Source organism: Winogradskyella eximia (assembly GCF_003386165.1).
Lineage (GTDB): Bacteria > Bacteroidota > Bacteroidia > Flavobacteriales > Flavobacteriaceae > Winogradskyella > Winogradskyella eximia.
The window spans coordinates 169,919-184,085 of the sequence record NZ_QRDV01000004.1; the positions used below are offsets into that span (position 1 = coordinate 169,919).

The 14,167-nt window shown below is 33.6% G+C and carries 11 protein-coding genes; 7 read left to right on the forward strand and 4 right to left on the reverse strand.

What is annotated here, in order from left to right; all coding sequences use genetic code 11:
- The first annotated feature begins 1 nt into the window (after nucleotide 1).
- The 5 genes from DFQ10_RS10535 to DFQ10_RS10555 are packed head-to-tail and all read left to right on the forward strand — an operon-like array spanning nucleotide 2 to nucleotide 4,958.
- Entirely contained in the window at nucleotides 2–877 is an 876-nt protein-coding gene (locus DFQ10_RS10535) for a mechanosensitive ion channel family protein (protein WP_115817383.1), read from the forward strand.
- A gap of 59 nt (nucleotides 878–936) precedes the next feature.
- On the forward strand, nucleotides 937–2,100 hold the full coding sequence (locus DFQ10_RS10540) for a sigma-54-dependent transcriptional regulator (RefSeq protein WP_115817384.1): 1,164 nt from the start codon (nucleotides 937–939) through the stop codon (nucleotides 2,098–2,100).
- 11 nt (nucleotides 2,101–2,111) lie between these two features.
- On the forward strand, nucleotides 2,112–2,993 hold the full coding sequence (locus DFQ10_RS10545) for a PPK2 family polyphosphate kinase (protein ID WP_115817385.1): 882 nt from the start codon (nucleotides 2,112–2,114) through the stop codon (nucleotides 2,991–2,993).
- Nucleotides 2,983–4,386 carry a M20/M25/M40 family metallo-hydrolase gene (locus DFQ10_RS10550; protein WP_115817386.1) on the forward strand — a complete coding sequence of 468 codons (1,404 nt, stop codon included), beginning with the start codon at nucleotides 2,983–2,985 and terminating at the stop codon, nucleotides 4,384–4,386. The genes DFQ10_RS10545 and DFQ10_RS10550 overlap by 11 nt, the downstream gene beginning before the upstream one ends.
- A gap of 5 nt (nucleotides 4,387–4,391) precedes the next feature.
- Nucleotides 4,392–4,958, forward strand: coding sequence for a hypothetical protein (locus tag DFQ10_RS10555; RefSeq protein WP_115817387.1), 567 nt, complete (start codon nucleotides 4,392–4,394; stop codon nucleotides 4,956–4,958).
- 172 nt (nucleotides 4,959–5,130) lie between these two features.
- Here DFQ10_RS10555 and DFQ10_RS10560 read toward each other — a convergent pair whose 3' ends face one another.
- The 4 genes from DFQ10_RS10560 to lysA all read right to left on the reverse strand — a co-directional run bounded on the left by DFQ10_RS10560 (nucleotide 5,131) and on the right by lysA (nucleotide 12,067).
- Nucleotides 5,131–8,334 carry a S41 family peptidase gene (locus tag DFQ10_RS10560; RefSeq protein ID WP_245940686.1) on the reverse strand — a complete coding sequence of 1,068 codons (3,204 nt, stop codon included), beginning with the start codon at nucleotides 8,332–8,334 and terminating at the stop codon, nucleotides 5,131–5,133.
- A 107-nt stretch (nucleotides 8,335–8,441) separates the two neighbouring features.
- Nucleotides 8,442–9,629, reverse strand: coding sequence for a DUF1624 domain-containing protein (locus DFQ10_RS10565; RefSeq protein ID WP_115817389.1), 1,188 nt, complete (start codon nucleotides 9,627–9,629; stop codon nucleotides 8,442–8,444).
- 106 nt (nucleotides 9,630–9,735) lie between these two features.
- A complete protein-coding gene (locus tag DFQ10_RS10570) occupies nucleotides 9,736–10,761 on the reverse strand; it encodes an AI-2E family transporter (protein WP_115817390.1) in 1,026 nt (341 codons plus the stop codon).
- A 100-nt stretch (nucleotides 10,762–10,861) separates the two neighbouring features.
- Entirely contained in the window at nucleotides 10,862–12,067 is a 1,206-nt protein-coding gene (gene lysA, locus DFQ10_RS10575; RefSeq protein WP_115817391.1) for a diaminopimelate decarboxylase, read from the reverse strand.
- A gap of 108 nt (nucleotides 12,068–12,175) precedes the next feature.
- On the opposite strand from lysA, the gene DFQ10_RS10580 reads away from it, so the two are divergent.
- Nucleotides 12,176–12,832: a hypothetical protein gene (locus DFQ10_RS10580; RefSeq protein ID WP_115817392.1), complete on the forward strand. Its 657-nt coding sequence runs from the start codon at nucleotides 12,176–12,178 to the stop codon at nucleotides 12,830–12,832.
- A gap of 109 nt (nucleotides 12,833–12,941) precedes the next feature.
- Nucleotides 12,942–14,132, forward strand: coding sequence for an ADP-forming succinate--CoA ligase subunit beta (sucC, locus tag DFQ10_RS10585; RefSeq protein WP_115817393.1), 1,191 nt, complete (start codon nucleotides 12,942–12,944; stop codon nucleotides 14,130–14,132).
- The last annotated feature ends 35 nt before the right edge of the window (nucleotides 14,133–14,167 follow it).

Sequence of the window (14,167 nt, forward strand, 5' to 3'; positions counted from 1 at the left end):
AATGGTTCAGAATTTTGATGATATAGAAGATAAAATTACAGAAAGTGGTGCTTGGGAGAAAACCCGAGATTTCTTAGGGTTACACATGGAAATTGGTAATGATATTAGTATTTCCATCCTTGATGTATTAATAGTTATTACTGCTATATTTATTACAACAATAGTATTAAGAATAGTTTTAAAAATAATAACTAGAAATTTGCCTGATGATGATAAAGGTAAATTTAGTGTTGTTTATGGCTACTTTAGATGGTTAATTTATCTCATAATATTATTAGTAACGTTACATAGTGTTGGTGTTAATGTAACAGCCGTTTTTGCAGCTTCTGCAGCACTTTTAATAGGTATTGGTTTAGCGTTGCAGACCTTGTTTCAAGATATTATTTCTGGAGTTTTTATATTGATTGACCAATCTGTACATGTTGGTGATATTATTGAAATTGATGGTAAAGTAGGTCGAGTAGAAGAAATTAAATTAAGAACCACTAGAGCTGTAACTATCGATAATAAAGTGTTAGTAATTCCTAATCATTTATATTTAGAAAACAGTTTGTACAATTGGACACAAAACGGAACTACAACGCGAGAAAGTGTAGAAGTAGGTGTCGCTTACGGAAGTGATGTTCAGTTGGTTAGAAAGTTGTTATTGCAAGCAGCGAGTACAAATGATAGAGTGCTTTCAGAGCCAGAACCATCGGTTATTTTTACTAATTTTGGAGATAGTTCATTAGATTTTAAATTGGTATTTACATTGTCTGATAGTTTTAAAGCTCAGTTTCCAAAAAGTGAAATTCGGTTTGAAATTGAACGCCTTTTTAGAGAAAACAATGTGTCAATTCCGTTTCCGCAACGCGACATACATATTATTCAAAAATAAAATAAGCTTTAAGTGCTATCCTTACAAGTCCTTATTCAACATAAAAATAAATTAAAGTTATGCCAAAAATATTAATTATAGAAGATGAAGCTGCGATTAGACGTGTGTTAGTCAAAATACTTTCTGAAGAAAATAATACGTACCAAGTTGAAGAAGCTGAAGATGGTTTGGTTGGGATTGAAAAAATAAAGAAAGAAGATTATGATTTGGTGCTTTGCGATATTAAGATGCCAAAAATGGATGGTGTTGAAGTTTTAGAGGCTGTAAAAAAGATTAAACCAGAAACGCCAATGGTTATGATTTCTGGCCATGGTGATTTAGATACTGCAGTAAATACGATGCGCTTGGGAGCTTTTGATTATATTTCTAAGCCGCCAGATTTAAACCGCTTACTTAATACAGTGCGTATTGCTTTAGACCGAAAAGAGTTGGTTGTTGAAAACAAAATGTTGAAGAAAAAAGTAAGTAAAAACTACGAAATGATTGGTGCGAGCGATGGCATTGCTCGTATTAAGGATATGATTGATAAAGTAGCGCCAACGGATGCTCGCGTTTTAATTACAGGTCCAAATGGAACAGGTAAGGAACTTGTTGCGCATTGGTTACATCAAAAAAGTGAACGATCTAAAGGACCAATGATTGAGGTGAATTGTGCCGCAATTCCATCAGAATTAATTGAAAGTGAATTATTCGGTCATGTAAAAGGAGCATTTACTTCAGCAGCAAAAGATAGAGCAGGTAAGTTTGAAGCTGCCAATGGAGGTACTATATTTTTAGATGAGATAGGTGATATGAGCTTGTCTGCACAGGCCAAAGTATTACGAGCCTTGCAAGAAAGTAGAATTCAACGTGTTGGTAGTGATAAAGACATTAAAGTTAATGTTAGAGTTGTAGCTGCGACCAATAAAAACCTTAAAAAAGAAATTGAAGAAGGGAATTTTAGAGAAGATTTATATCACAGATTAGCGGTTATTTTAATTGAAGTGCCAGCGCTTAATGAGAGACGTGAAGACATTCCATTATTAATAAATTATTTTGCTGAAAAGATCTCTAGTGAACAAGGCACTGCTAAAAAATCATTTTCTGCTAAGGCTATTAAATTGCTTCAAAATTATGATTGGACAGGTAATATTCGTGAGCTGAGAAATGTTGTTGAACGTTTAATTATTTTAGGAGAAAAAGAAGTTAGTGAGAATGATGTAAAAGCTTTTGCTTCTAAATAAAATTTATAATTATGAAAGACATTCACATAAAGGATTTTAAGATTTCTTCAAAAATCAATATCAAGGATTTACCAACATCACTTGATTTAGGACTAAATAAAAAGAAAATTGAACGCGAGCTAAGAACTGTAAGTGAAAACTTAGCAGACATTCAAAATACCATGTATGCACATGGTAAGTATGCTGTTTTAATGTGTATTCAAGGTATGGATACAGCAGGAAAAGATAGTTTGATTCGTGAAGTTTTTAAAGAATTTAATGTCAGAGGTATTGTTGCTCACAGTTTTAAAAAACCTACGGAATTAGAGTTAAAGCACGATTATTTATGGAGGCATGTTATTGCCTTACCTGCGAGAGGAAAATTTGGCATATTTAACAGAACGCATTACGAAAACGTACTTGTAACTAGAGTGCATCCGGAATATCTAATGTATGAAAACATGCCACATGTTAATAGTTTAGAAGATGTTAACGAGGCCTTTTGGGACAAACGGATTAATGAAATCAATAATTTCGAAAAGCATATTGCCGATAATGGTACCATCGTTTTTAAATTCTTTTTAAACATATCTAAAGACGAACAAAAAAATAGATTATTAAGACGACTTAATAAACCAGAAAAAAACTGGAAATTTTCACCAGACGACTTAGACGAACGTTTATGTTGGGATCAATACCAAACGTATTATGAAGATGCTTTAAATAGAACATCTAAACCACACGCACCTTGGTATAATATTCCTGCAGACGATAAACCAACAGCACGATATATTGTGGCAAAAATCTTATATGACACTTTAAAAACGTATACAGATATTAAAGAGCCAGAATTACCTGCGCATCAAAAAGAAAATATAGATTTATATAAAGCCCAATTAGAAAATGAAGACTAGAATAGTTACTATTATTTTATGCTGTTTTACAGCATTTAATTTTGCTCAGAATGACGAGTCTGTTTTAAAAGAAGTGTATAAGACATCGCTTACTAATGGGAAAAGTTATGAATGGCTAGAGCATTTATCTAATGAGATTGGAGGGAGATTGTCTGGTTCTAAAAATGCAGAGTTGGCAGTTCAATATACTAAAGCTGAATTAGAAAAATTAGGTTTAGACAAAGTTTGGTTACAGCCAGTTATGGTTCCTAAGTGGGAAAGAGGAGAAAAAGAAAAGGCGTTTTTTGAAATTGCAGGTTTTGTTAAAGAAGTTAATATTTGTGCTTTAGGTGGTTCTGTCGCTACTGCTAAGGATGGTGTTTCTGCTGAGGTTGTAGAGGTTCATGATTTTGAAGAATTAGCTGCTTTAGGAAAAGAAAAAATTGAAGGAAAAATTGTGTTTTATAACCGTCCGATGCAAGCCGATTTAATAAGTACGTTTAATGCTTATGGAGGTTGTGTAAATCAGCGATATGCTGGTGCTATGGAAGCTGGTAAGTATGGTGCTGTAGGTGTTATTGTACGTTCAATGAACTTGCGTCAAGATGATTATCCTCATACTGGGAGCATGAGTTATGGTGATTTACCAATTAATCAGCGTATACCGTCTGCTGCCATCAGTACTAATGGAGCCGAGAAGTTGAGCGAAGCACTAAAACAAAACAAAGAACTTAAGTTTTACTTTAAACAAAATTGTAAGCAATTTGAAGATGTGCAATCTTATAATGTTATTGGCGAAATTACAGGACATAAATTTCCTAATGAATATATTATAGTTGGTGGCCATTTAGATTCATGGGATTTGGGTGATGGTGCACATGATGATGGTGCTGGTGTTGTTCAATCAATGGATGTTTTAAGATTATTAAAAAAGAGCGGAATTAAACCAAAACGTACCATCAGAGTTGTTTTGTTTATGAATGAAGAGAACGGTTTACGTGGTGCAACAAAATATGCTGAAGTTGCCAAAGCAAAAAATGAGAATCACATTTTTGCATTAGAGAGTGACGCAGGTGGTTTTACACCTAGAGGATTTTCGTTTGCAGCCAATTCTACAAATTTCGATCAAGTATTAGGTTGGAAAGATTTATTTAAACCTTATTTAATTCATTATTTTGAGTTAGGTGGAAGTGGTGCAGATGTTGGTCCATTAAAAACCGATACTAATGTGCTCGCTGGTTTACGACCAGATTCACAACGTTATTTTGATCACCATCATGCAGCAAATGATACTTTTGAACATGTAAATAAGCGCGAACTAGAATTAGGTACTGCTACTATGACAGCATTGGTTTATTTATTTGATAAGTATGGTGTAAATCCTATTTCTGGTACTAAAAAGATTAAGGATTAAATGACATGAATAAGTTTAGCTTAATTCTATTTTCTATCTGGAGTATTTCGGGTTTTTCACAAGAAGAGGATGCTTTACCTTACCGTGAAATTCCGGACTATTCCGATAATTATACAGCAGGTACGGTTGTGGCAAGAATGATTGACGCTTTAGGCTTTCGGTTTTATTGGGCTTCAAATACGTTATCAGAAAAGGATTTGGCTTATAAAGCGACTGATGAAGGTAGAACATCATTAGCAACTATTGAGCATATTTATAGCTTATCAAAAACAATTGTAAACGCTACTCAAAAACAATCCAACTCTAGAGATAAAGAGGATTTAAGTTATTCTGAATTACGATCTAAAACATTACAGAATTTAAAAATAGCTGCAGATATTTTACGGGAAAGCGATGATATTTCTCAGTACAAAATTATTTTTGGTGAACGCGAAATCCCCTTTTGGAATCAGGTAAATGGACCAATAGCGGATGCAATTTGGCATTGTGGTCAGCTTGTAATTTATAGAAGGGTAACAGGTAATCCTATAAATCCCAAAGTGAATCATTTTTCCGGAAAAGTAAGTGATTAATTAACATTGTAAAGTGGACTGTTTTTTAGACCAAAGATAATTTAAATGTCATTTTTATCTTCTTCATCCTCTTTTTTCATTTTAAGATATTTAGATATTAGCCGCACTCCTAATCTTGCGAAAAGAATTACGGCGAATACCATTACTATATCTAAACCTGTCATAGATTATATTAATTACCTGTTGCAGGTTTTGGGAACTTAGGCGCTTTAACTTCTGTTTTAATACCTAGTTGTTTCATTAATTCTTCGATGGCTTTTTCGAGTTGTGGATCTTTTCCATTGGACAATGCTTTTGCGTCTTGTCTAACTTCTATGTCTGGTGCCACTCCTTCGTTTTCTGCAATCCATTTATTATTTATAGGATCAAACACAGCATTGTCTGGTGAGGTAAGTGAACCACCATCGATTAAAGCGTAATGTGTTGAGGATTTTACTAAACCTCCCCAAGTTGTCATACCTATAAGTTTACCAACATTCTGCTGTCTAAATACCCATGGGAAGAAATCTCCACCAGAACCCGCAAGTTCATTAATTAACAACACTTTTGGACCTAATATTCCTGCAGGAAGCGTTAACGGTTTGCCATTTGGTACTTCATTGGTTAAGCCAGCTCTTAAGCTACGTGTCATTAAATCTACCATGTAATCATCTAATAAACCACCACCATTGAAGCGTTCATCAATAACAGCACCTTCTTTATCTTGTTGCGCAAAGTAATATCTATTGAAAGAAACAAAACCAGGACCTCCTGTATTCGGAACCCAAATATATCCTAAACGACCGTTTGATAATTTGTCTACCAATCTACGATTATCCTCAACCCAAGTGCGTTGTCTTAAAGAATTTTCATTTGAAATAGGTTCTACGATCTCAGTCCAATGCCCTTTAAATTGAGGTTGGTCATTAATATGAAGAATAGTTTGTTTTCCTGAAGTGCCATCTAAATATTTATAGAAATTGTCATTAGCTTTTATTTCTTTTCCATTGATGCCTACAATATATTGACCTTCTTTTATGTTTAGTCCAGGCGCATCTAATGGTCCTGTTAATCCTGGATTCCAACTTTCAGTAGTGAAAATACGATCAATTTTCCAGTGGTTTTTATCGGTACTCATATCAGCACCTAATAAACCAGTTGTAGATCTTTCGATATCTGGATAATCGCCTCCTCTAACAAAACTATGACCAACCGATAACTCACCATTCACTTGATCTAAGATGTAATATAAATCGGCACGATGCTTTATAAACGGAACCAATGGAGCGTAACGTTTGTAAACAACGTTCCAATCACGACCATGCATATTTGGATCGTAAAAATAATCGCGTTCGTACCTCCAAGCTTCTTCAAACATTTGTTCCCATTCCGCGGAACGATCTAAATTCATTTGTAAATTAACCTTAAGGCGTTTACCACCTTTTGCATCTCCTCCTTTGGTGCTAATTACTTGCCAATCACCATTAATCTGAGCTAACATATGTTCTCCATTTGTGGTAACCGAAACTGAACGCACACCAGAAGCAAATTCTTTGTTTTTTTGTTCTTCAAGATTAAATTTGTGAAGTAGTGCGCCTCTATCATTTGGCACATATTCTGAGATAAACATAGATCCTTTAGGACCAGCAATGATATACCCATAATTTCTTGTAGGTATTGGTAATGCTAGTGTACGGCGACCAATATTTTCAAAATCGATAAGCATTGTTTTATTGTCATCTTCCTTTTTTTCTTTGGAATCTTTATCCTCTTTTTTGTCATCAGGTTTCTCTTCATCTTCTTTTTTAATGTCTTCTTCATCACTTTTTGGTTTAAAAGGAGAATCATCATTAGCATCTAAATTAATAACATAAGCAGCGTAGGCAGGATTTGCTGTCATAGAACTTGTGTTTGCCCAACCTGATCCAAGCGCAACATCCGTACTCGCTAAAAAGTAAAGTTGTTTTTTATTCAAATCCCAAGCCGGTGAAAAGGAATCTGCAAAAGCATCGGTAATTGGTGTAGTCCTATCTTTCTCAATAGAGTAAATATAAATTTGTCTAAAGTTATTGGAAGCCGATTTTTCATAAGCAATCCATTTACTATCTGGAGACCACTTTAATTCAATACTATTACGTTCTAGGTTATTGCCACCAATATCGATGGTTTTAACTTTTTTAGTTTCTAAGTTTACAAAACGCAAACGTACATCATCATCAACAAAGGCAATGTGCTTTCCGTCTGGAGACCAAGCAGGATTCCAAGCTAATTTAGATTCACCAATAGTAATCGTTTCAGGTTTTGATAAACCATCTTGATCAGAAATCATTAAAGCATAATTTTTTCTATCGGCATCAGAAAACCAAGCAATTTTATCTCCTTTTGGTGACCAAATAGGCCGTCTATCTGCTGTGCCGGAGCTTTCAGTAATATTTCTAGAATCTCCAAATTCTACTGGAATTGTAAAGATATCTCCACGAGATTGCATAATGGCACGTTTACCATTCGGTGATAAGGATGCTGAACGTGTGGAGTTGGAAACATCTTCCCATTTAGTTTCAGACCATGGAAAATCACCAACAACAGTAATTGATAGTTGGGTATGCTTACCTGTTGAAATATTCATGGTATGTAAATAACCATCGCGTTCATACACCAAAGTATCCTCATTACCGCTTAGCCATTTAATGTCAGAACCTTTAAAGGTTGTAATTTGTTGCATTGATTTTGTCTTCGGATTGTAAGACCAAATATTCGCGACTAAATCGCGATCAGATAGAAAATAAATGTTTTCACCTAACCAAATCGGTTGGATATCGGTGGTTTTTTTATTTGGAAGTAACACTTCATTCTGAGTTTTTAAGTCTAATATAATAAGTGGCGTATTTTGTCCTCCTCTATAGGCGCGCCATTCTTCATCCCAACGATCCATTTTGTCTAAAATCAACTGCGTTCCATCTGGTGAATAAGCCCCATCATTACTCCATTGTTTCGTTAAGAGTTGTGGTGCTCCGCCTTCAATCGAAATCGTGTAAAGTCTATTATATGGTCGTGGTGCTGTTTCTCTATTACTCGCAAATAAGATATGCTTTCCATCATTTGTCCAACCTCTAACGGTAGAGCCGCTAGGATGCCATGTTAAGCGTTTTGGCTCTCCACCATTTTTAGAAACCACATAGACGTTGTTTTTGCCAGCTCTGTTAGAACTAAATGCAATCCAATTGCCATCTGGAGAAAAATAAGGGTTAGATTCCACGGCAGCAGTAGAAGTGATGCGCTTAGATTCACTAGAGTTTAATGAAGAAACCCAAATATCACTTCCATAGGTATATGTAATATGAGTAGCACTTATATCGGGTTGACGAAGTAATCTTGTGCCTTGAGCGAATGTGATCAAGCTTGAAAATAGAAATAATATAACGAAATACGAGGTTTGGAGATACGTTTTGAGTTGGAATTTCATGAGATGTGATTGATTGAATTAATAAGATTGATGTTCTAAAGTTACAAATAACTAAGCCACCATTTGTCTTTATTGTTGGTTTTGTAATGCATATATGTTTTGCAGATTGGGTATAAAGCCAAAATAATAATTATCCAGATAAGGTACACTGTAAATAAAGGATAGCCATAACCTTGTAAAATTCCTGAGTTCATTGTTTCATTGTCAAGAATCATGAGCTTCCAATCTTTTCCTGTAAGTAACAATCCAATAATTGCAGCTACATGAATGAAAAAGATGTGTAACATATAATAGAAGAAAGGTACTCTTCCAAAAACGAGTAAAAAATTGGTTGCAGTGTTTTTTATCGTTTCAATAAAATATAAGAAAAGTAAGGCTGGTCCTAAAGTGATTAAAATATATGCCAAAGATGGAGGGTATTTTGTGAGGTTAAAGAATGAAATTACTGTTTTTTCACTTGTATCTTGTATGGTCCATGGCACTAAATCGGCGTAAAAATTAAATCCTCTCAAGGTAAAAAAGAATACTATAGCGGATATCCCAATGTATAGTAGCCATTTTTTTCTTAAAGCTTTTGAGGCGTCTTTTTTATAAAATTCTCCAAAACAATAGCCCAAGACTATAACACCAATCCATGGTAATATAGGATAAGAAAATGATACGTAATGTCCTTCTGAAAAACTAAGAAACTGACCTTGATGAAGTATATACCATAGTATGGATGAGATACTATCTCCTTCTTTAATAATACCATCTAAGGTGTTATGTCCAAATACAATTAGAAGTCCAAGAGCAAGTATGATTCGTTTTGGGAGGTAAACAATGAGACCGAGTACAATCATACATAAACCAATTGCCCAAATGACTTGAAGATTAATAAAACCAAAATTAACATCAAACCACCAAAGGAAATTATTAATAAAAATTTCCACGAAGATGAGCCATAATCCACGTGTAATTAAAAATTTTGAAAGTTCTTTTTTTGGTTTGTTCTGACCATATAAAAAAGCAGATGTTCCAGCAAGAAACACGAATACAGGCGCGCAGTAATGCGTAATAAAACGTGTTCCAAATAAAATGATGTTTGTAGATTCTAAATTTTCAGGATAGTTTCCTGTGAATGCGTTAATATGAAAATAATCCCGTACATGGTCTAAAGCCATAATAACCATGACTAATCCTCTTAGGACGTCGATGGATTCTATTCTGTTTGATTTGATTGATGGCATCTGTCTTTTAGCTCGTTTTAAAAGACTTAGGGAATGCTAAAAATAGTTAAAAATTATGAAACAGTTTAAATGAAGAATTATTCAAAATATAAAAAAACGAATCTTGTTACAGTTTTATTTCTTCTGACTTACCATATTCGTCTTTATAGATTTTAACTAAAGCCATAAAGATACTTACTAATAAAGGCCCAAAAATCAATCCTATAAAGCCAAAAAGAGGCACTCCCACAATCACACCAATTAGTGTAATTAAAGGATGGACGTTATCTATTTTTTGTAAAACGTATAATCTAATGATATTGTCTGTGGAACCTACTACTACAAAACCATAAACTAAAATTCCCCAAGCTTCAAAAGTATTACCTGTAGACAACGTTAAAATAAATACAGGTAAAATACCAACTAAAGTGCCCACAAACGGAATCATAGAGCCAATAGTGACAATTACAAACCAAAATAGAGGATCTTCAATACCAAAAATTAGAAAACCTATTAATGCAATAATACCTTGTGCCAATGCTACTAAAGGAATTCCAATAGCGTTAGACTTTACCATGCTCTGAACTTCTCTGCCTATTTCATTAATGTTGTCATTATTCATAGGAATGTAATGACGTAACGATTGCCTTAATTCCTTTCGGTTTGTTAACATAAAATAGAGCATAAAATACATTAGTCCTATGGCAATAAATAGATTAAAGGTATTGCCTGCCATGCTCTGTATACTTTCAGATAGCCATGTTGTTATAGATTCTGTATCAATTTGAGAATTAAAATCAATGCCTGTTTTAAATTTTAATTGACCGACTTGGGTTTTAAACGCATCTATTACTTTTTCACTATTACTAGCAACTTCAGAAATTTTATTCCCTAACATTATACCAAAACCAGTTAATGGTATCATTACAACAACAAAAGAACCTAGCATTAACATTAATGCTGCTATAGAAGGTTTCCAGTTATACTGATGAACCAACCGTTTCATCAATTTTCTAAGAAGTATATAAAACGTAATAGCTCCCAAAACACCGCTGAGGTATGGCAGCATTTCGCTAAAAATTAAACTACCAATAAGTAAAATGAGTAGTAAAACAAATACTTGTCGGATTATTTTGGGTGGAATTTGTGTCATATATAAGTATTGGGATATAACCAAAGGTAGCTTTAAACCTTTGGTTAGATTACTTTAAATACACAAATGATTAACCCAATTGAGATAAATAAAGGTGTTTTTAAATGGTTATTTCTACTTGATTTTGCAAGATGTCATCAAAAGTTTCGCGTTTTCTAATAAGCTGTGCTTTTCCTTTGTAAAGTAATACTTCTGCTGGTCGGTAACGCGAGTTGTAGTTACTAGCCATAGAATAACAATAGGCACCAGCATTTTTAAAACAAAGGATATCACCTTCATTTATTTCAGAAATTCTTCGGTTATTAGCAAATGTATCTGTCTCACAGATATAACCAACAACAGAATAAAAACGTTCACGTCCTTTTGGGTTAGAAATATTTAAAATGTCATGTTGAGAACCATATAACATTGGTCTTATTAAATGATTAAAACCAGAATCTATCTGAGCAAAAACAGTTGAGGTGGTTTGTTTAACCACATTAACTTTAGCTAAAAATACACCAGCTTCGCTCACTAAAAATTTACCAGGCTCAAAAGCCAAGGTTAAATCTCTACCGTATTCTTTACAGAATTCATTAAAACGCTTAGATAATTTTTCGCCTAACTCTTCAATATTAGTTTCAATGTCCCCTTTTTTGTACGGGACTTTAAATCCAGAACCAAAATCTATAAACTCAAGAGTTTTGAAATTTTTTGCCGTTTCAAAAAGAATTTCACTAGCATATAAAAAGACGTCAATATCAAGAATATCACTACCAGTATGCATGTGAATACCATTAATAGTCATTTTAGTATTCTCAACAATACGAAGTAATAAAGGAATCTGATGAATTGAAATCCCGAATTTACTATCAATATGACCAACCGAAATATTAGTATTTCCACCTGCCATAACATGTGGATTTATTCTTATACAAACTGGCACTTTAGGATGTTTAGTTCCAAATTGTTCTAGTATAGATAGATTATCAATATTTATCTGTACACCTAATTTTGCAGCTTCTTCAATTTCTTCAAGCGAAACACCATTTGGTGTAAAAATAATATCCTCTGGTTTAAAACCTGCTTTTAAACCCAATCGCAATTCTTGTATGGAAACGGTATCAATTCCAGAACCTAACTTATTAAATAATTTTAAAACTGAAATATTTGAAAGTGCCTTAACAGCATAATTCAACTTTAGCTGTTTTACCTTACTAAATGCTTTTGTTAATCGTTTATATTGAAATTCTATTTTTTCAGCATCATAAACATATACAGGACTTCCAAAATCCTTCGCAATTTGTAATAAGGTATTTTCCTTCATTTTTTTAGGTCTTAAATTTATAGGGCGAAAATAGAAGTAATCCTTGTTATAAACATAAAAATGATAAAATATTGCTATTTTTACACAAAATGTTAAATAATTAACAAAATGAAAACTATTGCGTCTTGTGTTCAAGAAATTATTGTAGCAAGTCCCTTTTTAGAAGAAGGATTATCTAGAGAAATAATAAATTTTTCTGCTCTAGCTAAAGATTTAAATGCACCCATTTCTGCCATGTTACACAAACCAGTAAAAGATGGAGCTATAATGATGGCCTTGAGACGTTATCAACAACCTTTAAATCTAGAGAATTCTAAAAATGTACGGAAAGCGTTTAATGAATTAGGAGATATTACAGTGCGTTCTAATTTAAGCGATTTTACATTTCAAAATTCAAAAACCTTAATCTACAGCCATTCTCAAATTTTGGAAAAAATTAGTGAAAACCATCAAATATTCTATGCATTTACTCGTGGAATGTTTGAAAGCAATATTATTATTTCGACGTCAGAAAAAGAAAGCGTTCTCAAAGCTTTTAAAAATGAAACGCAAATAGGATTACAAGAAAAATTGTCTGCCATTAGTATTTATTTACCTAAGGGTAATTCTAAAATAGTGGGTCTATATTATCAAATATTTAAACGTTTAGCTTGGGAAAACATTACATTATATGAAGTGGTTTCTACCACAAATGAATTTACAATTGTGGTTGAGGATCATTTGGTAGATAAAGCGTTTTCAGCTATTAAGCGTTTAATAGACTAATGGATAAATTTAAAACTGAATATAGTAATACATAAAACAGTAATAAAAACAATTGGTAGAAACTATTAGTATGCTTATTTTTGTTCGACCAATAAATTTCTGATTAAAAATGAATTTACACGAATATCAAGGAAAAGAATTATTAAGCAGTTTTGGAGTACGAATCCAACGAGGAATTGTAGCTCATAGTGCTAAAGAGGCTGTAGATGCAGCAAAGCAATTAACAGCCGAAACAGCAACAGGTTGGCATGTTATTAAAGCACAAGTTCATGCAGGTGGACGTGGAAAAGGTGGAGGCGTTAAGTTGGCTAAAAACCTTAAAGAAGTTGAAGAAATTGCAGGACAAATCATAGGTATGGATTTGGTAACACCTCAAACTTCTGCGGAAGGTAAGCGTGTTCATCAAGTTTTAGTTGCTGAAGATGTTTATTATCCAGGTGAATTTGAGCCGAATGAATATTACATGTCTGTATTATTAAATCGTGCTAATGGAAGAAATATGATTGTATATTCTACAGAAGGTGGAATGGACATTGAAACGGTTGCTGAAGAAACTCCAGAATTAATACATAATGAAGAGATTGATCCTGCAACTGGGATTTTACCTTTTCAAGCGCGTCGTATAGCTTTTAACTTAGGGTTGTCTGGTACTGCTTTTAAAGAAATGACAAAATTTGTTACGGCTTTATATACAGCTTACGATAAATCTGATGCCTCTTTATTTGAAATCAATCCTGTTTTAAAAACAAGTGATAGTAAAATAATGGCTGTTGATGCTAAAGTAACTTTAGATGATAACGCTTTATACAGACATAGAGATTTAGCTGAATTACGTGATTTACGTGAAGAAAACCAGATTGAAGTTGAAGCAGGTGCTTTAGGCTTAAACTATGTCGACTTAGACGGAAACGTTGGTTGTATGGTTAATGGTGCTGGTTTAGCAATGGCAACTATGGATTTAATTAAGCAAGCAGGTGGTGAGCCAGCTAACTTTTTAGATGTTGGTGGTACTGCTGATGCGGCTAGAGTAGAAGCAGCTTTTAAAATTATTTTAAAAGATCCTGCTGTAAAAGCGATCTTAATTAACATTTTTGGTGGTATTGTACGTTGTGACAGAGTTGCTCAAGGTGTAATTGACGCATATAAAAACATGGGTAACATTACAGTGCCAATTATTGTACGTTTACAAGGAACCAATGCAGACATTGCTAAGAAATTGATTGACAATTCTGGTTTAGATGTAATGAGTGCAACTGAATTCCAAGAAGCAGCTGATAAGGTGCAACAAGTTTTAGGATAAACATTATGTTCTTTCAGGTTTCCAAAACCTGACAG